Source organism: Citrobacter sp. Cf072, from assembly GCF_030334485.1.
Lineage (GTDB): Bacteria > Pseudomonadota > Gammaproteobacteria > Enterobacterales > Enterobacteriaceae > Citrobacter > Citrobacter freundii.
In genome coordinates this window covers 383,315-399,752 of sequence record NZ_JAOWDX010000047.1, presented here as the reverse complement: position 1 = coordinate 399,752, position 16,438 = coordinate 383,315, and the positions used below count along the sequence as shown (strand labels likewise).

At 46.1% G+C, this 16,438-nt stretch carries 16 protein-coding genes; 8 read left to right on the top strand and 8 right to left on the bottom strand.

Annotated features, from left to right (window positions below; genetic code table 11):
- The 7 genes from hisD to hisIE are packed head-to-tail and all read left to right on the top strand — an operon-like array spanning position 1 to position 6,135.
- Entirely contained in the window at positions 1-1,305 is a 1,305-nt protein-coding gene (hisD, locus tag OGX66_RS20540; RefSeq protein WP_088903312.1) for a histidinol dehydrogenase, read from the top strand.
- Complete coding sequence (hisC, locus tag OGX66_RS20535) at positions 1,302-2,381, top strand: histidinol-phosphate transaminase (protein ID WP_088903311.1); 1,080 nt, start codon at positions 1,302-1,304, stop codon at positions 2,379-2,381. The genes hisD and hisC overlap by 4 nt, the downstream gene beginning before the upstream one ends.
- The gene (gene hisB, locus OGX66_RS20530; RefSeq protein WP_049002718.1) at positions 2,378-3,445 is read left to right on the top strand and encodes a bifunctional histidinol-phosphatase/imidazoleglycerol-phosphate dehydratase HisB; all 1,068 of its coding nucleotides are present in this window, start codon (positions 2,378-2,380) and stop codon (positions 3,443-3,445) included. Before hisC ends, hisB begins: the two co-directional genes overlap by 4 nt.
- On the top strand, positions 3,445-4,035 hold the full coding sequence (gene hisH, locus OGX66_RS20525) for an imidazole glycerol phosphate synthase subunit HisH (RefSeq protein ID WP_048218057.1): 591 nt from the start codon (positions 3,445-3,447) through the stop codon (positions 4,033-4,035). Before hisB ends, hisH begins: the two co-directional genes overlap by 1 nt.
- Entirely contained in the window at positions 4,035-4,772 is a 738-nt protein-coding gene (gene hisA / locus OGX66_RS20520; RefSeq protein WP_088903310.1) for a 1-(5-phosphoribosyl)-5-[(5-phosphoribosylamino)methylideneamino]imidazole-4-carboxamide isomerase, read from the top strand. Before hisH ends, hisA begins: the two co-directional genes overlap by 1 nt.
- Positions 4,754-5,530 carry an imidazole glycerol phosphate synthase subunit HisF gene (gene hisF / locus OGX66_RS20515; protein WP_003838956.1) on the top strand — a complete coding sequence of 259 codons (777 nt, stop codon included), beginning with the start codon at positions 4,754-4,756 and terminating at the stop codon, positions 5,528-5,530. The genes hisA and hisF overlap by 19 nt, the downstream gene beginning before the upstream one ends.
- Positions 5,524-6,135, top strand: a complete 612-nt coding sequence (gene hisIE, locus OGX66_RS20510) for a bifunctional phosphoribosyl-AMP cyclohydrolase/phosphoribosyl-ATP diphosphatase HisIE (RefSeq protein ID WP_003838954.1) — start codon at positions 5,524-5,526, stop codon at positions 6,133-6,135. The genes hisF and hisIE overlap by 7 nt, the downstream gene beginning before the upstream one ends.
- Positions 6,136-6,195: 60 nt before the next feature.
- On the opposite strand, the gene wzzB is transcribed toward hisIE, so the two are convergent.
- Positions 6,196-7,179 carry an LPS O-antigen chain length determinant protein WzzB gene (wzzB, locus tag OGX66_RS20505; protein WP_088903309.1) on the bottom strand — a complete coding sequence of 328 codons (984 nt, stop codon included), beginning with the start codon at positions 7,177-7,179 and terminating at the stop codon, positions 6,196-6,198.
- Positions 7,180-7,578: 399 nt separating this feature from the next.
- Between wzzB and OGX66_RS20500 the strand changes: the two genes are divergently transcribed.
- Positions 7,579-8,583, top strand: a complete 1,005-nt coding sequence (locus OGX66_RS20500; RefSeq protein ID WP_103798173.1) for an NAD-dependent epimerase — start codon at positions 7,579-7,581, stop codon at positions 8,581-8,583.
- Between the two features lie 58 nt (positions 8,584-8,641).
- Here OGX66_RS20500 and ugd read toward each other — a convergent pair whose 3' ends face one another.
- The 7 genes from ugd to OGX66_RS20465 all read right to left on the bottom strand — a co-directional run bounded on the left by ugd (position 8,642) and on the right by OGX66_RS20465 (position 16,431).
- Complete coding sequence (gene ugd, locus OGX66_RS20495) at positions 8,642-9,808, bottom strand: UDP-glucose 6-dehydrogenase (RefSeq protein ID WP_003030115.1); 1,167 nt, start codon at positions 9,806-9,808, stop codon at positions 8,642-8,644.
- A gap of 198 nt (positions 9,809-10,006) precedes the next feature.
- Entirely contained in the window at positions 10,007-11,413 is a 1,407-nt protein-coding gene (gene gnd, locus OGX66_RS20490; protein WP_088903306.1) for an NADP-dependent phosphogluconate dehydrogenase, read from the bottom strand.
- Positions 11,414-11,588: 175 nt separating this feature from the next.
- Entirely contained in the window at positions 11,589-12,494 is a 906-nt protein-coding gene (locus OGX66_RS20485; RefSeq protein WP_048232307.1) for a glucosamine inositolphosphorylceramide transferase family protein, read from the bottom strand.
- Between the two features lie 2 nt (positions 12,495-12,496).
- A complete protein-coding gene (locus OGX66_RS20480) occupies positions 12,497-13,396 on the bottom strand; it encodes a GNAT family N-acetyltransferase (protein WP_157676230.1) in 900 nt (299 codons plus the stop codon).
- A gap of 87 nt (positions 13,397-13,483) precedes the next feature.
- On the bottom strand, positions 13,484-14,581 hold the full coding sequence (locus tag OGX66_RS20475) for a glycosyltransferase (RefSeq protein WP_048232311.1): 1,098 nt from the start codon (positions 14,579-14,581) through the stop codon (positions 13,484-13,486).
- On the bottom strand, positions 14,578-15,369 hold the full coding sequence (locus OGX66_RS20470) for a glycosyltransferase family 2 protein (protein WP_088903304.1): 792 nt from the start codon (positions 15,367-15,369) through the stop codon (positions 14,578-14,580). The genes OGX66_RS20475 and OGX66_RS20470 overlap by 4 nt, the downstream gene beginning before the upstream one ends.
- 36 nt (positions 15,370-15,405) lie before the next feature.
- Entirely contained in the window at positions 15,406-16,431 is a 1,026-nt protein-coding gene (locus OGX66_RS20465) for an EpsG family protein (RefSeq protein WP_048232314.1), read from the bottom strand.
- Positions 16,432-16,438: the final 7 nt, after the last annotated feature.

Below are 16,438 nucleotides of genomic sequence, written 5' to 3'. Positions count from 1 at the left end.
ATGAGCTTCAATACCCTGATTGACTGGAATAGCTGTAGCCCCGAGCAGCAACGCGAACTGCTGATGCGCCCGGCTATTTCCGCCTCGAAAAGCATCAGCCGTACGGTGGCCGAGATCCTTGAGAACGTCAAAAATAACGGCGACCGGGCGCTCCGTGAATACAGCGCGAAGTTTGATAAAACCGAGGTCGGCGCGCTGCGCGTCACCGAGGAAGAAATCCAGCAAGCCAGTAGTCGCCTGAGCGACGAACTGAAACAAGCTATGCAGGCGGCGGTGCGTAATATTGATACTTTCCACACCGCGCAGATCCTGCCGCCGGTGGATATCGAAACTCAGCCGGGTGTGCGCTGCCAGCAGGTTACCCGCCCTATCGCTTCCGTGGGCCTGTATATTCCTGGAGGTTCGGCGCCGCTGTTCTCTACCGTATTAATGCTGGCGACCCCGGCGCGCATCGCCGGCTGCAAAAAAGTGGTGTTGTGCTCACCGCCGCCGATTGCCGATGAAATTCTCTACGCCGCGCAGCTGTGTGGTGTAAAAGAGGTGTTTAATGTGGGCGGCGCGCAGGCTATTGCCGCGCTGGCGTTGGGCACCGAATCCATTCCTAAGGTCGATAAAATCTTCGGGCCGGGCAATGCGTATGTGACCGAAGCCAAACGTCAGGTCAGCCAGCGTCTTGACGGCGCGGCCATCGACATGCCTGCTGGTCCGTCCGAAGTGCTGGTTATCGCCGACAGCGGCGCAACGCCAGATTTTGTCGCCTCCGACCTGCTCTCTCAGGCCGAGCACGGCCCGGACTCGCAGGTGATCCTGCTGACGCCGGACGCTAAGCTTGCCGAAGGCGTGGCCGAAGCCGTTGAACGCCAGCTCGCTGAGCTTTCCCGCGCTGAGACCGCCCGCCAGGCGCTCAGTGCCAGTCGGCTGATTATCGCCAAAGATCTGGCGCAGTGCGTGGCCATTTCTAACGCCTACGGTCCGGAACACCTGATTATTCAGACCCGCAACGCACGTGAACTGGTTGATGAGATCACCAGCGCCGGTTCGGTGTTCCTCGGCGACTGGTCGCCGGAATCCGCAGGCGACTACGCTTCCGGTACCAACCACGTGCTGCCAACCTACGGTTATACCGCAACCTGTTCCAGTCTGGGGCTCGCTGATTTCCAGAAACGCATGACCGTACAGGAATTAACACCACAAGGTTTCTCTGCGCTGGCCGCCACCATTGAAACCCTGGCCGCGGCTGAGCTACTGACCGCCCACAAAAATGCCGTTACCCTGCGCGTTAACGCCCTGAAGGAGCAAGCATGAGCACTGACAACTTTCTCAGCGTCACTGATTTAGCCCGTAAGAATGTTCGCGAATTAACGCCCTATCAGTCTGCCCGTCGTCTCGGCGGTAACGGCGATGTCTGGCTCAACGCGAATGAATATCCCACCGCCGTGGAGTTCCATCTCAGTCAACAAACGCTGAACCGCTACCCGGAGTGTCAGCCGAAAGCGGTGATTGAGAATTACGCGCAGTATGCTGGCGTCAAACCGGAGCAGGTGCTGGTCAGCCGCGGCGCAGATGAAGGGATCGAGCTGCTGGTGCGCGCGTTTTGCGAACCCGGTAAAGATGCCATTCTCTACTGCCCGCCGACTTACGGCATGTACAGCGTCAGCGCCGAAACGATTGGCGTCGAATGCCGCACCGTTCCGACCCTTGAAAACTGGCAGCTGGATTTGCAAGGCATCGCGGACAAGATTGATGGCGTGAAGGTGGTCTACGTTTGCAGCCCTAATAACCCAACCGGCCAGTTGATTAACCCGCAGGAGCTGCGTTCACTGCTCGAAATGACGCAGGGTAAAGCTATTGTGGTCGCTGATGAGGCCTATATTGAGTTTTGCCCGCAAGCCACGCTGGCAGGCTGGCTGTCTGAGTATCCGCATCTGGTGATATTACGCACGTTGTCAAAAGCGTTTGCTCTCGCCGGTTTACGCTGCGGGTTTACGCTGGCGAATGAAGAGGTTATCAATCTGCTGTTAAAGGTGATTGCCCCTTACCCACTCTCTACGCCGGTGGCAGATATCGCCGCCCAAGCCCTGACGCCGCAAGGGATTTCCGCCATGCGTAAACGCGTAGAGCAGATCCTGGAAGAGCGTCAGTATCTGGTAGATAACCTGAAAACGATTCGCTGTGTAGAACAGGTTTTCGACTCTGAAACCAACTATGTTCTGGCGCGCTTCACCGCATCAAGTAGCGTATTTAAATCTTTGTGGGATCAGGGCATTATCTTACGAGATCAGAATAAACAACCTTCGTTAAGCGGCTGCCTGCGAATTACTGTCGGAACCCGTGAAGAGAGCCAGCGCGTCATTGACGCCTTACGTGCGGAGCAAGTATGAGCCAGAAGTATCTTTTTATTGACCGTGATGGAACCCTGATTTCCGAACCGCCGAGTGACTTTCAGGTCGATCGCTTTGACAAACTCGCCTTCGAGCCGGAAGTTGTTCCCGTTTTGCTGAAACTGCAAAAAGCAGGTTTTAAGCTGGTTATGATCACTAACCAGGATGGACTCGGAACGCAGAGTTTCCCACAGGCTGATTTTGACGGTCCGCATAACCTGATGATGCAAATTTTCACCTCTCAGGGTGTGACATTTGATGAGGTACTGATTTGCCCGCACCTGCCAGCGGACGAGTGCGATTGCCGTAAGCCAAAAGTGAAGCTGGTTGAACAGTATCTGGTTGAACAGGCCATGGATATGGCGAACAGCTACGTCATTGGCGACCGGGCGACCGATATTCAGCTCGCTGAAAACATGGGCATTAGCGGATTGCGTTACCATCGCGACACCCTGAACTGGGTGATGATCGGCGAGCAGCTGACCAAACGTGACCGCTACGCGCACGTTGAGCGTAATACCAAAGAAACGCAGATTGACGTCAAAGTCTGGCTGGACCGCGAAGGTCAAAGCAAAATCAACACAGGCGTTGGCTTCTTTGACCACATGCTGGACCAAATCGCCACCCATGGCGGTTTTCGCATGGAGATAGCCGTCAAGGGCGATCTATATATAGACGATCACCACACCGTTGAAGATACCGGTCTGGCGCTGGGTGAAGCTTTAAAGCTGGCATTAGGCGATAAACGCGGCATCAATCGTTTTGGTTTTGTGCTGCCGATGGACGAGTGCCTGGCGCGTTGCGCACTGGATATCTCCGGCCGCCCGCACCTGGAATACCGCGCGGAGTTTACCTACCAGCGTGTTGGCGATCTGAGCACAGAGATGATCGAACACTTCTTCCGCTCACTCTCTTACACCATGGGCGTCACCCTGCACCTGAAAACCAAAGGCAAAAATGACCACCACAGAGTGGAAAGTCTTTTTAAAGCCTTTGGTCGTACGTTGCGTCAGGCGATTCGCGTCGAAGGCGACACGCTGCCCTCTTCAAAAGGAGTGCTGTAATGGACGTGGTGATTCTGGACACCGGCTGCGCCAACCTGCACTCGGTAAAATCCGCCGTCGCACGCCATGGATACGATCCTGTTGTCAGCCGCGACCCGGACGTAGTGCTGCGAGCCGATAAGCTGTTTCTGCCAGGCGTCGGTACCGCCCAGGCGGCGATGGACCAGTTGCACGAACGTGAACTGATTGAGCTGATCAAAGCCTGTACGCAACCAGTGCTGGGGATCTGCTTAGGCATGCAACTGCTTGGTCGTCGCAGTGAAGAGAGTAACGGCGTATCCCTGCTGGGCATTATTGAGCAGGATGTCCCGAAGATGACCGATTTCGGTCTGCCGCTGCCGCACATGGGCTGGAATCGCGTCTATCCACAAGCGGGAAATCGTCTGTTCCAGGGCATTGAAGATGGCGCATATTTCTACTTTGTACACAGCTACGCTATGCCGGTAAACCCGTGGACCATCGCCCAGTGCAATTACGGCGAACCGTTTACCGCGGCAGTACAAAAAGACAATTTCTTTGGCGTACAGTTTCACCCGGAACGTTCGGGCGCGGCTGGGGCGCAGTTGCTGAAAAACTTTCTGGAGATGTAATGATTATTCCGGCATTAGATTTAATCGACGGCACGGTAGTGCGTCTTCATCAGGGCGATTACGCAACGCAACGTGATTACGGCAACGATCCGCTCCCCCGTTTGCAGGATTACGCCGCCCAGGGTGCCGAAGTACTGCACCTGGTTGATTTAACCGGCGCGAAAGACCCGGCGCTGCGCCAGCTCCCGCTGATTAAAACGCTGGTCGCTGGCGTCAACGTTCCAGTGCAGGTTGGCGGCGGCGTGCGTACCGAAGCGGATATTGAAGCGCTGCTTAACGCTGGTGTTGCACGTGTAGTGGTGGGTTCGACGGCGGTAAAATCTCCCGAAGTCGTCAAGAACTGGTTTGCCCGTTTTGGTGCCGACGCGCTGGTGCTGGCACTGGACGTTCGTATTGACGAGCGCGGGAACAAACAGGTGGCGGTTAGCGGCTGGCAGGAAGATTCCGGGGTTTCACTGGAAGAACTGGTTGAGACCTATTTACCCGTCGGCCTGAAACACGTGCTGTGCACCGATATTTCCCGCGACGGTACGCTGGCAGGTTCAAACGTCGCGCTTTATGAAGAAGTGTGCGCCAAATATCCGCAAGTGGCGTTTCAGTCATCTGGTGGTATTGGTGGAATCGAGGACGTAGCGGCCCTGCGCGGGACCGGTGTTCGTGGTGTTATCGTCGGACGAGCCTTGCTGGAAGGTAAGTTCACCGTTGAGGAGGCCATTCAATGCTGGCAAAACGCATAATTCCTTGTCTGGACGTCCGCGATGGGCAGGTAGTAAAAGGCGTTCAGTTCCGCAATCACGAGATTATTGGCGACATTGTCCCACTGGCAAAACGCTATGCCGATGAAGGCGCAGATGAACTGGTGTTCTACGATATCACCGCTTCCAGCGATGGCCGCGTAGTGGATAAAAGCTGGGTATCACGCGTGGCGGAAGTGATCGATATTCCGTTCTGTGTTGCCGGTGGCATTAAATCCATCGACGATGCGGCACGTATCCTCTCTTTCGGGGCGGACAAAATCTCCATCAACTCCCCGGCGCTGGCCGAACCGGAACTTATCACCCGTCTGGCGGATCGCTTTGGCGTGCAGTGCATCGTGGTGGGCATTGATACGTGGTATGACGTCGAAACCGGCAAATATCACGTTAATCAGTATACCGGGGATGAAAGCCGTACCCGCGTCACGCAATGGGAAACACTGGACTGGGTGCAGGAAGTCCAAAAACGCGGCGCGGGCGAAATCGTCCTGAACATGATGAATCAGGACGGCGTACGTAACGGTTATGACCTGGAACAGTTGAAAAAAGTACGTGACGTTTGTCACGTCCCGCTGATTGCCTCCGGCGGCGCGGGCACCATGGAACACTTTCTCGAAGCCTTCCGGGATGCCGACGTTGACGGCGCGCTTGCCGCCTCCGTCTTCCACAAGCAAATCATCAATATTGGCGAATTAAAAGCGTACCTGGCAACACAGGGCGTGGAGATCAGGATATGTTAACGAAGCAACAATGCCGCGAGCTGGACTGGGAAAAAACCGACGGGCTGATGCCAGTCGTCGTGCAGCATGCGGTTTCCGGTGAGGTGCTGATGCTGGGTTATATGAACCCGGAAGCGCTGGATAAAACGCTCGAAAGCGGCAAAGTGACCTTTTTCTCGCGGACCAAGCAGCGCCTGTGGACCAAAGGAGAGACCTCAGGTCACTTCCTGAATGTGGTGAGCATTGCGCCTGACTGCGACAACGACACTCTGCTAGTGCTGGTTAACCCGATTGGCCCGACCTGCCATAAAGGGACTTCAAGCTGCTTTGGCGACGCCAGCCACCAGTGGCTGTTCCTGTATCAGCTTGAGCAACTGCTGGCCGAACGTAAAACCGCTGACCCAGCCAGTTCCTACACCGCGAAACTGTATGCCAGCGGCACCAAACGCATCGCACAGAAAGTGGGTGAAGAAGGCGTAGAAACCGCGCTGGCTGCGACGGTGAACGACCGCTTTGAGCTGACAAACGAAGCCTCTGATCTGATGTATCACCTGCTGGTGCTGCTGCAGGATCAGGACCTTGACCTGACGACGGTGATTGAGAATTTACGTAAGCGTCATCAGTAAGTTGCAGAGCAGATATGAAAAAACCGGGCACTGCCCGGTTTTTTGTTGTCAGGTTCAGGTTTACTCTGCTTTTGCGTTGTAACCACGCAGAGCATTTCGCCCCAGCACCACGCCAGCCCCAATCATCCCGCCGAGCAGAACCGCCAGCACCAAGGTAATCGCTTTTTTCGGACTGTCACGACGAACCGGTAACGTTGGTTTCATCACGTAGCGGTAGGCGTGTAACTCAGCCCCATCAAGCTTAAGGCTTTTAATATCCAACAGTTTTTGTTTTGTCTGGAAATAATTGTCAGATAATATCAACGGACGCGTAGATTCGTGCTCAATCATGGACTTCAGGGCATCGCTACCCAACAGGAACATGCTGTCCTGCGTAACATCCTGAGTTTGCTGAATCTGCGGCTTGGTCACACCCGCCTGCACTGCATACCGCAGCGCTTCCTGGATTTGCTTGATTCGCAGATCTTTTTGCTCCTGAGCGACCACTTCCTGAGTTTTCAGAGAGTCTTGCAACGTAGTTGTTTGCAATTTGATGTTATCAACCAGGTCAAGTTCCAGCTCTTTGGCAACCTTTTCATCTGTTTGTTGAATGTATTTGGCGAGTTGACGCTGAGCGTCTTCTGGTGAGCCACCCACATAAGAAACCGCCAACGGTAATGGTTGCCCTTTTACAGACTGCTCAATCGATAGTTTTTCAGGCTTTTCCTGATTATCCAGCGTTTCCGCCAATGCAGAAAATGACGTGCTAAAACGGCCAATCACGTTTGCCTGTAACTCAGTAACCTTAGGGGCGCTGACACCATACAACACGTTGAGGGCGTTGTTATATGTGGCTATCTGACCAACATCCGGTTGAGTGATAATTGCTGTAGAGGTCCATTTCTCCTTAGCAACTGCCAGATAGCCCACAGCAAGCACTATGGCAATAACAATCGCAATAACGATTGTTACTTTCCCGCGCCACAACTGTACTAGTAAATCAATCAGATCAATCTGTTCCGGATCATGACTGCTCCCGGACATGTTGTTATCACTTACAGACATAGAAACCCTAGATAAGGAAAGACTTAAACTGGGATTAGTTTAGCTATAAATTGAGGCAATGCCATAGGATTAATGATAAAAAAATCAAATTGTTTGAGGGATTTTGATTGGTATTTCAATCACTACTGAAAATCAATACGATTAAACAAAAGTGTAAATACTCAAAGAACACTTTCATGAGCAAAAAAACAGCAATAATCAGATTTCATGCCCGCCAATCGTTGCACTTTACAATTCATTTTAATGAATTCATGTCGTGAATACTTACCGTCTAACCAGTAAAGATGGTAAGCGTAAAAAATATAACAATTAGCTTTTTTACCATCTAACGGTATCATTCCACTTTTTAGTAGCGCCTGTTGGTGCTTGGCTATTATTTAGCCAAAAAGAGGAATAAACATGAAATACCTGGTTACGGGTGCCGCTGGTTTCATCGGCTTCCACGTTAGCAAACGCCTCCTTGAGGCTGGCCATCAAGTAGTCGGTATTGATAATCTGAACGATTACTACGACGTCAGCCTTAAGCAGGCTCGTCTGGCGTTACTGGTACATCCCGGTTTCCATTTTCATAAGATTGATTTAGCCGACCGGGAAGGCATGGCTTCGCTCTTCGCATCAGAGCATTTTGAACGCGTAATTCATCTCGCCGCCCAGGCTGGCGTACGTTATTCACTCGAAAACCCGCATGCCTATGCAGACTCAAATCTCACAGGCTTTCTGAACATACTGGAAGGGTGTCGCCATAATAAAATTCAGCATTTACTCTATGCCTCATCCAGTTCAGTTTACGGCCTGAATCGCAAAATGCCTTTCTCTACGGATGATTCCGTCGATCATCCCGTGTCGCTGTATGCAGCAACCAAAAAAGCCAACGAGCTGATGGCTCATACTTATTCCCACCTGTACGGATTGCCCACCACCGGGTTGCGTTTTTTCACCGTGTACGGCCCATGGGGTCGACCGGATATGGCGCTGTTCAAGTTCACCAAAGCGATGCTGGAAGGGAAAAGTATTGACGTCTATAACTACGGCAAAATGAAGCGTGACTTTACCTATATCGATGATATCGCAGAAGCGATCATTCGCCTGCAGGATGTCATTCCACACGCAGACACACAATGGACCGTTGAAACAGGCACGCCAGCAGCCAGCATTGCGCCCTATCGCGTCTACAATATCGGCAATAGTTCACCGGTTGAGCTAATGGACTATATCCAGGCTTTGGAAGATGCTCTGGGTATTGAAGCGAAGAAAAACATGCTACCACTACAGCCAGGTGATGTACTGGAAACCAGCGCAGACACTAAAGCACTGTATGAGGTAATTGGTTTTAAACCTGAAACCACGGTAAAAGATGGGGTGAAGAACTTTGTTGACTGGTATCGTAATTTCTACAAAGTTTAATTACTGACCTGATTAAAATAAAAAGGCCTTTTATAAGGCCTTTTTTATGGAGACGAGATTAATCACTACCAAACAAATCGCGGGTATAAACTTTATCGGCAACATCAGCTAATTCTGACGTCATGCGGTTAGAAATAATAATATCCGCTTCATTTTTGAACGCATTAAGATCACGCACAACTCGGGAATGGAAAAATTCATCCTCTTCCATGACCGGTTCATAGATAATAACGGGTACGCCCTTGGCTTTAATGCGCTTCATGATGCCCTGAATCGATGATGCCCGGAAATTATCGGAACCACTTTTCATGATCAAACGGTACACGCCGACCACCTTAGGCTTACGCGCAAGAATAGAATCTGCAATGAAGTCCTTACGCGTACGGTTAGCATCAACGATCGCGCCAATAATGTTATTCGGTACAGACGCGTAGTTAGCCAGCAACTGCTTAGTATCTTTCGGCAGACAGTAGCCGCCATAGCCGAATGACGGATTGTTGTAGTGATTACCGATACGCGGATCCAGGCACACACCTTCAATAATCTGCCGTGAGTTCAAGCCAAGACTTTCTGCATAGCTATCCAGCTCGTTAAAGTAGGCCACACGTAACGCCAGATAGGTGTTAGCGAACAACTTGATGGCTTCGGCTTCAGTCGAGTCGGTAAACAGCGTCGGAATGTCCTTTTTAACCGCTCCTTCCTGCAGCAGCGCCGCAAAACGCTCGGCTCGTTCGGAACGTTCACCAATAACGATACGGGACGGATGCAGGTTGTCGTATAGCGCACGACCTTCACGCAGGAATTCTGGCGAGAAGAATATATTGTCGATACCTAACTGTTCTTTAATCGAGTTCGTAAAGCCAACCGGAATCGTTGATTTAATTACCATCACCGCATTTGGGTTGATTTCGACCACATCGCGGATCACTGACTCGACGCTTGAGGTGTTAAAGTAGTTAGTTTTCGGATCGTAATCAGTCGGTGTCGCAATGATAACGTAGTCCGCGTCACGGTAAGCATCGTACTTATCGGTCGTTGCACGGAAATTCAGCTGTTTTGTCGCCAGATATTCTTCGATCTCCTTATCAACGATCGGCGATTTTTTCTGATTCAGCATCTCGACCTTCGTCGGAACGATATCAAGAGCGACCACTTCGTGGTGCTGGGCAATCAGAATACCGTTCGACAAACCTACATAACCTGTTCCTGAGATAGTTATCTTCATTCGCTGTGTAACTTCTTCCGGTTGAACATTTTAGGGTGAACACGCTGCCAACAACGTGGCGCATCGGCTCTGCATCGCGCCAGTATATCGTGATTTGCTACAACACCGGATATCGGACCTGACTGAATCCCATTTTTTGGCAATAAAAAAGCCCGGAGGAGCGCTCCGGGCCTGGATTCACAGTTTGACTAAATCAGATTAATCCAGCCATTCGGTGTGGAACACACCTTCTTTATCAGTACGTTTATACGTGTGCGCACCGAAGTAGTCACGCTGGGCCTGGATCAGGTTAGCCGGCAGTACCGCAGAGCGGTAGCTGTCGTAGTAGGCTACCGCTGCAGAGAAGGTCGGTACCGGAATACCGTTCTGCACAGCATAAGCCACTACATCACGCAGCGCTTGCTGATATTCGTCAGCGATATTTTTGAAATACGGGGCCAGCAGCAGGTTCGCGATGCCTTTGTTTTCAGCATAGGCGTCGGTGATTTTCTGCAGGAACTGCGCACGAATGATGCAGCCCGCGCGGAAGATCTTCGCGATTTCGCCGTAGTTCAGATCCCAGTTGTATTCGTCAGATGCGGCACGCAGTTGAGAGAAGCCCTGAGCATAAGAGACGATTTTGCCCAAATACAGCGCGCGACGGACCTTCTCAACAAACTCTGCTTTATCACCAGCCAGTTTAGCCTGCGGGCCAGACAGCACTTTAGATGCCGCAACGCGCTGGTCTTTCAGAGAAGAGATGTAGCGAGCGAATACGGATTCGGTGATCAGCGACAGCGGTTCGCCCAGATCCAGAGAGCTCTGGCTGGTCCATTTACCGGTGCCTTTGTTCGCCGCTTCGTCCAGGATCACATCAACAAGGTATTTACCCTCTTCGTCTTTCTTGGTGAAGATATCTTTGGTGATGTCGATCAGATAACTGCTCAACTCGCCTTCATTCCACTCGGTGAAAGTAGTTGCCAGCTCTTCGTTAGACAGGTTCAGACCGCCTTTCAGCAGAGAATAGGCTTCCGCAATCAGCTGCATATCGCCGTATTCAATCCCGTTGTGCACCATCTTCACATAGTGACCTGCGCCATCGGCACCGATATAGGTCACGCACGGTTCGCCATCTTCAGCAACAGCGGCGATTTTAGTCAGAATCGGCGCAACCAGTTCGTACGCTTCTTTCTGCCCGCCAGGCATAATAGACGGACCTTTCAAGGCCCCCTCCTCGCCGCCGGACACGCCGGTACCGATGAAGTTGAAGCCTTCAGCTGACAGTTCACGATTACGACGAATGGTGTCCTGGTAGAAAGTGTTACCACCATCAATGATGATATCGCCTTTGTCCAGATAAGGCTTCAGGGAATCAATGGCAGCATCGGTGCCAGCACCCGCTTTCACCATTAACAGGATACGACGTGGGGTTTCAAGAGACTCGACGAACTCTTTCACCGCGTAATAAGGAACCAGTTTCTTACCCGGGTTCTCGGCAACAACTTCTTCAGTTTTCTCGCGGGAGCGGTTGAAGATAGAGACGGTATAACCACGGCTTTCGATGTTGAGCGCCAGGTTGCGCCCCATCACTGCCATACCGACGACGCCGATCTGTTGCTTGGACATTACATACTCCTGTCAGGTGTGGTCACCGCGCGACGTATGCGCGGCTTGAATGTGTTCTAGATGTTAACTCAGGTTAATGTCACTGAATAGAGATAGGTTCACTTATGGTTCTTTTTGACTTAAAAATAATTATTGTTTGGCAGGTTGAATATCGCATATTTTCTACGACAAAAACTCAATTCCTGAACGGCAATCTAATTTTGAGCTTATAAGCTAATTTTCTAAATACGTTACTAAATCTGTATTTGACTATTTTCCCGTCAAAAACAATATATTCATCTTTTACTGATAGGGTATGAATTCCATTATTGTAAGGCGACAATGGAAGAATCTCCATATGCTCTTTTTCTTTATAATCACTTGGGTTAATATACAGTATTTTACTTACAACAAGACTACCGCCATATGTTTTAGAACAGTTTTGAGATACTCTGTATAGCTTATCATCAAAGCAAAGCATACCCCCTCCATTTCGCCCAACCCTACTGTTTTTTACAATAGGGGACATTTTATGCTCGACAAAATCATTTAGAAGTGAATCAGAGTAGAACAATCTTTGTTTGAAAGGCTCGTTTATAGTCGAAGTAAATAAATAATAGACGCCATTTACATTATGAATAAAGGAGTCAACATACATATCATCACACAATATCTTTCTAACAAATTCAAAACATTTTAATTCACTATTAAATTTATACAGATAAATGCCATTACGGTCTCCTTCTTCCGGGATACAATATAAACCGTCTTCGGCCTCAAATATATATGGAAAAGACTTATGGCCTAAGTTCTTATTTATCTCATCAAAAAAAGGATACTCATTCCCATTTAGATCTATACACTTTAGCTTCGCATTACCTGATATGTAGTTAAAATCTTCGTACGCAACATAATATACTTCAGAAATTTTAAATATGAATGGATCTGCTTCATAATCGCTTTTAACATTAATATCAAGCCATTTAACTTTCTGTTTTGATAGTTCTCCATCTAAAACAAGCGACAAGTCGCAAGATGCGATACCTATACGCCAAATATCTTGTCCGAATAACTTATAGAAAATTTTATTTAACAAACTCATAATCAATTATCACAAGCAGCAAATGAAATGTAACGACCGTCAGCACAAGGAGATTCAGAACTGAAATCTGTCATAAAGTAATTTATATTGGAGCCAATTCGTCTGTCATAAAAATACTGCTTATAATTATCATCCTCTTCTAGTCCACTGAAAGAAAAAATTCTTGGACAAATTTTTGAATTGAAAACTTTACCTTCAGAGCCAGGATTTACGATATAATGGATAACCCTATCGATAATACCTTTAAATTTTACAGAAACGATCACACCAACAAGTTTAAATTTATCGTAAATAAATTCAACATTATACTTTTTAACCGGATGATTTATATAGCGCCATGTTAAAAAATCCATGTCACTAGCAACTATTAAATTGCTACTGCTACAAAGTATATTAATTATATCTTGTTTTTCAGACGTTCTGACTTGTGCAACGTCTATAATGACTTTTCTTTTATTGCATAGCGATGGTTTAGATAAAAAAGAATTTATAATAGGCTGAAAATTCATTTTCGTCCTTTTCCATCCCGGTAGCGCATTACTATTTGGATGACCAATAAGACAAGCACTTTGCTCTTTCAAATACTCAATGCTTCGACGGATCAATTTCACAAAAAGGTTTTTATCACGATGGTGTGGATGAGTCAAAACATCAGTAGCATAGTAAGCATATTTTTCATTGCCATCCTGAATTAGCCTCACAGGAATCAAGAACATATTTGCAACAAGCTCATTGTCAATTTTGATATTTACGCTAATACCTTCTCCATGCGGATTGTTATGCAAGAGCCATGGCAAATACATCTCATTAAAAATCTTATTATCTGCAGCATAGTAACATTTATAAAAAACTTTAAGTTCAGTAATTAGTTTTAAGTCAACTTTTTCTAAAGCAATTATCATACCCCTCCTCCAATACATGAATTAAAAAATAAATAATGATAGAAACAGCCAAGCGATTATATTATTTACTCACATATATTTAAAAAATCAGCTTATGCCTTTAGTATTAATGTAGATAGACTCCCATTGCACCACTATATTATCAATGGAAAAATTCCGCTGTACTCTATCCCTATTCAGCGTACCAATGTGCAACAATTCTTCATTATTTAAATTTAAAATTGATTTTATTTTATGCATTAGTAAGTCAGATCGGGATGGCGGAACTAAGAAATTAGCATCACCAACTACCTCTTCCACCCCACCAACGTTTGTAGCAATAACAATCCTTTCACATGCCATTGCTTCAGCGAGTACAATTCCAAAACCTTCCCATACAGAACTCAAAACAAACAAATCGCATGCTGATAACCACTCTTCAATATTATTTTGTTTACCTAACCAAAAAATATTACTGTCAACTTTCAGGTTTATCGCTAATTCCTTCAAGCTAGAATTTAGTTCGCCATCACCTATTATTGCAAGATAAGTGGAACTTTTGCATTCAAGCGATGCAAAAGCATTGATTAAATTCGGGTAGTCTTTTGCCTCTGTCAGTCTCCCAACTGTCATAATCAAGCGAGCATCATCAGGAATATTCAGTAATTCCCTCATTACTCTACGGTTTTTACTACTATAACAAAACTTATGAGTATCCACTCCATTATAGATCGGTATCATTCGTCCAAGCTTAGAAGCTTTCTTAGCAATAAATTCATTGACTGCTTTTTCACTAACATTAGTAGATATCTCAGCCAATGAATCAGTAAGTCTGTATGCCAACATCCTTAAGGAGCCACCTTCATTATTGCTATGAGCGGTAGATATCAACTTTTTAAATGGTAACGTCAGACGAATTAATCGAGCAAAGATATTCGCATGAAACATGTGACTATGCACAACATCAGGGTTGAATTCCTTTATTATTTTACGAACACCCCAGTATGTTTTTATAATTGAAACTATTCCCTTGGTCATATTCATTTCAATGACGTTTACTTCTGAGGGAGTTTTCATTAACTTATCCCCAGTCAAGGAGATAATTAAAACTTCATGTTGATTATTTACTAGTTTTTCTGAAAGATCACTAACGATTTTTTCAGCGCCGCCAATACCCAGTCCAGTGATAATCTGAATAATTTTCATTTCAGCATCCCATAATATTTGCACTGAATATATCGCACGAGCATTTTTCCTTTTTTCAGCAAATCACTTTCACGATAAAATTGGTTTCGGTAATACTCAGAAAAGCCTCTATAATTATTTTTAAGGTGTTTTTTAAAATTCATGGTAAGACCATCATCAAGATAACCATAAAGATAGATAACCTTATTGATATAAAATCTCACACAGGCAAAATCTGTGATTTGCGTCCAAATTAAGCCTTCCGGTACAAATTTTTCACCAGCATGCAATGGAAATGGGATCTTCAGCATTAAATCTCTTTTGAAACAAAATGCCATTTCACCTTTTAGCAAATTTGAAGCATCAGTCGCATTAAGATACAAGGCATGATCAAGAGAATGATTATCGAATGCTATCCCTGATAAAGTTCCATTAAATTCGCTTTTTCGGAAGCCAACGCCAGAATACTCAATTCCTTCAGCCTCAGCTTCTTTAATACCTTTAAGTACCCATTCAATTGCATCATTAGTTAAGCAATCATCACTATCAACAATTAAAATATAATCACATCTTGAAAGTCTGCATCCATGATTAATAGCACTGGGTTTTCCTTGATTGACCTGAAAAGCAGTTACTATATCGAAATCGGAGTTTTTCTTGTATTCTTCAATTTTATCTGAAGTCGCATCACTACTCCCATCATCAATAATTATCCACTCAAAATTCTTATTGGTTTGCTGTTGTAGTGAATAATACAAATTATCAAGTGTGTTTGCTCTGTTGTATGCGGGTGTTAATACCGTAACCATTAATGATACCTATAAAAATTTCAAATTATTATCTATCTAAACCATATAGGTACTATAGATAAACCCACCGTCGAAATGAGTTAAGAAGACATTCAATCTAACAGCACAGTAGATAAATAATGCAACGAACAAAAGCACTTTATTTGCTATCTTTTCTTGTCTTGATATATAACTGACGGTCATTAGTATATAAAAGAATTTAATATATTCGCTTAACCTTGCCATAACAGGCAGCAAGTATGAAACAAGTAAAATACCAACTCCAAGAACCATTATTACCTGATAGATTTTCTTTTCTTTTTCATGTATTAACGTTCTTTGATTTGTTGAAAGGAAATATATAAAACAAGCAAACAAAAAATCGATTAGTAAAGAACCGCTAATAAAAGGTGGCTCACTCAAATATGCTTCAATATTACCATTATGAAGAATGGTTTGATTCAGATAAACGACAATTATCTTTATCCACCATAATGAAACTACACTAACTAGTAGAATTTTAATATAATGCCTTGAGTTTGTTTTATATAAAATAACACCAGCGATTGCTATTACAACTGTAACCTCGTGAAACATAGTGGCAAAAGTTAAAAATATAAGAGCCAGCAGATTTTTCCTTCTAAAGAAAAAATCTGCTGCAATCAATAGCAAACCTGCAGCTATCGACTGTCTAATCAAAACCATATCGAGCCAGATAAAACTAACTGCATAAAACATCATCAAGCATAAAGTTGGTTTATTCGAGTTTTTATAAAAATACCAACCTTGCATGAGTACTGCAGACATACCAGAAACAGCAATTAAAAGATTAAAGTCATCACAGAACAATTTAACAACATAGTTTAATCCAAAATAGCCAAGTCCATAAGAGTATATAGCATCAGGTATCGATTCAAAATACAACTTATACACATCGTAATCAGTTCCGCCAACGCTTCTAATACCAACAAAGATGACCATAGCGACTAGTGGAATTAAAAATATAAAGAAGTTTTTTCTACTACAGAATAGTTCCAGAAGTGAAAAAAAAACGACCAGTATAAATATAGCATTAACAATCATTTAATCA

Coding starts and splice junctions, on each gene's coding strand:
- hisD (WP_088903312.1), top strand. CDS start 1: ATGAGCTTCAATACCCTGATTGACTGGAATAGCTGTAGCCCCGAGCAG.
- hisC (WP_088903311.1), top strand. CDS start 1,302: ATGAGCACTGACAACTTTCTCAGCGTCACTGATTTAGCCCGTAAGAAT.
- hisB (WP_049002718.1), top strand. CDS start 2,378: ATGAGCCAGAAGTATCTTTTTATTGACCGTGATGGAACCCTGATTTCC.
- hisH (WP_048218057.1), top strand. CDS start 3,445: ATGGACGTGGTGATTCTGGACACCGGCTGCGCCAACCTGCACTCGGTA.
- hisA (WP_088903310.1), top strand. CDS start 4,035: ATGATTATTCCGGCATTAGATTTAATCGACGGCACGGTAGTGCGTCTT.
- hisF (WP_003838956.1), top strand. CDS start 4,754: ATGCTGGCAAAACGCATAATTCCTTGTCTGGACGTCCGCGATGGGCAG.
- hisIE (WP_003838954.1), top strand. CDS start 5,524: ATGTTAACGAAGCAACAATGCCGCGAGCTGGACTGGGAAAAAACCGAC.
- wzzB (WP_088903309.1), bottom strand. CDS start 7,179: ATGTCTGTAAGTGATAACAACATGTCCGGGAGCAGTCATGATCCGGAA.
- OGX66_RS20500 (WP_103798173.1), top strand. CDS start 7,579: ATGAAATACCTGGTTACGGGTGCCGCTGGTTTCATCGGCTTCCACGTT.
- ugd (WP_003030115.1), bottom strand. CDS start 9,808: ATGAAGATAACTATCTCAGGAACAGGTTATGTAGGTTTGTCGAACGGT.
- gnd (WP_088903306.1), bottom strand. CDS start 11,413: ATGTCCAAGCAACAGATCGGCGTCGTCGGTATGGCAGTGATGGGGCGC.
- OGX66_RS20485 (WP_048232307.1), bottom strand. CDS start 12,494: ATGAGTTTGTTAAATAAAATTTTCTATAAGTTATTCGGACAAGATATT.
- OGX66_RS20480 (WP_157676230.1), bottom strand. CDS start 13,396: ATGATAATTGCTTTAGAAAAAGTTGACTTAAAACTAATTACTGAACTT.
- OGX66_RS20475 (WP_048232311.1), bottom strand. CDS start 14,581: ATGAAAATTATTCAGATTATCACTGGACTGGGTATTGGCGGCGCTGAA.
- OGX66_RS20470 (WP_088903304.1), bottom strand. CDS start 15,369: ATGGTTACGGTATTAACACCCGCATACAACAGAGCAAACACACTTGAT.
- OGX66_RS20465 (WP_048232314.1), bottom strand. CDS start 16,431: ATGATTGTTAATGCTATATTTATACTGGTCGTTTTTTTTTCACTTCTG.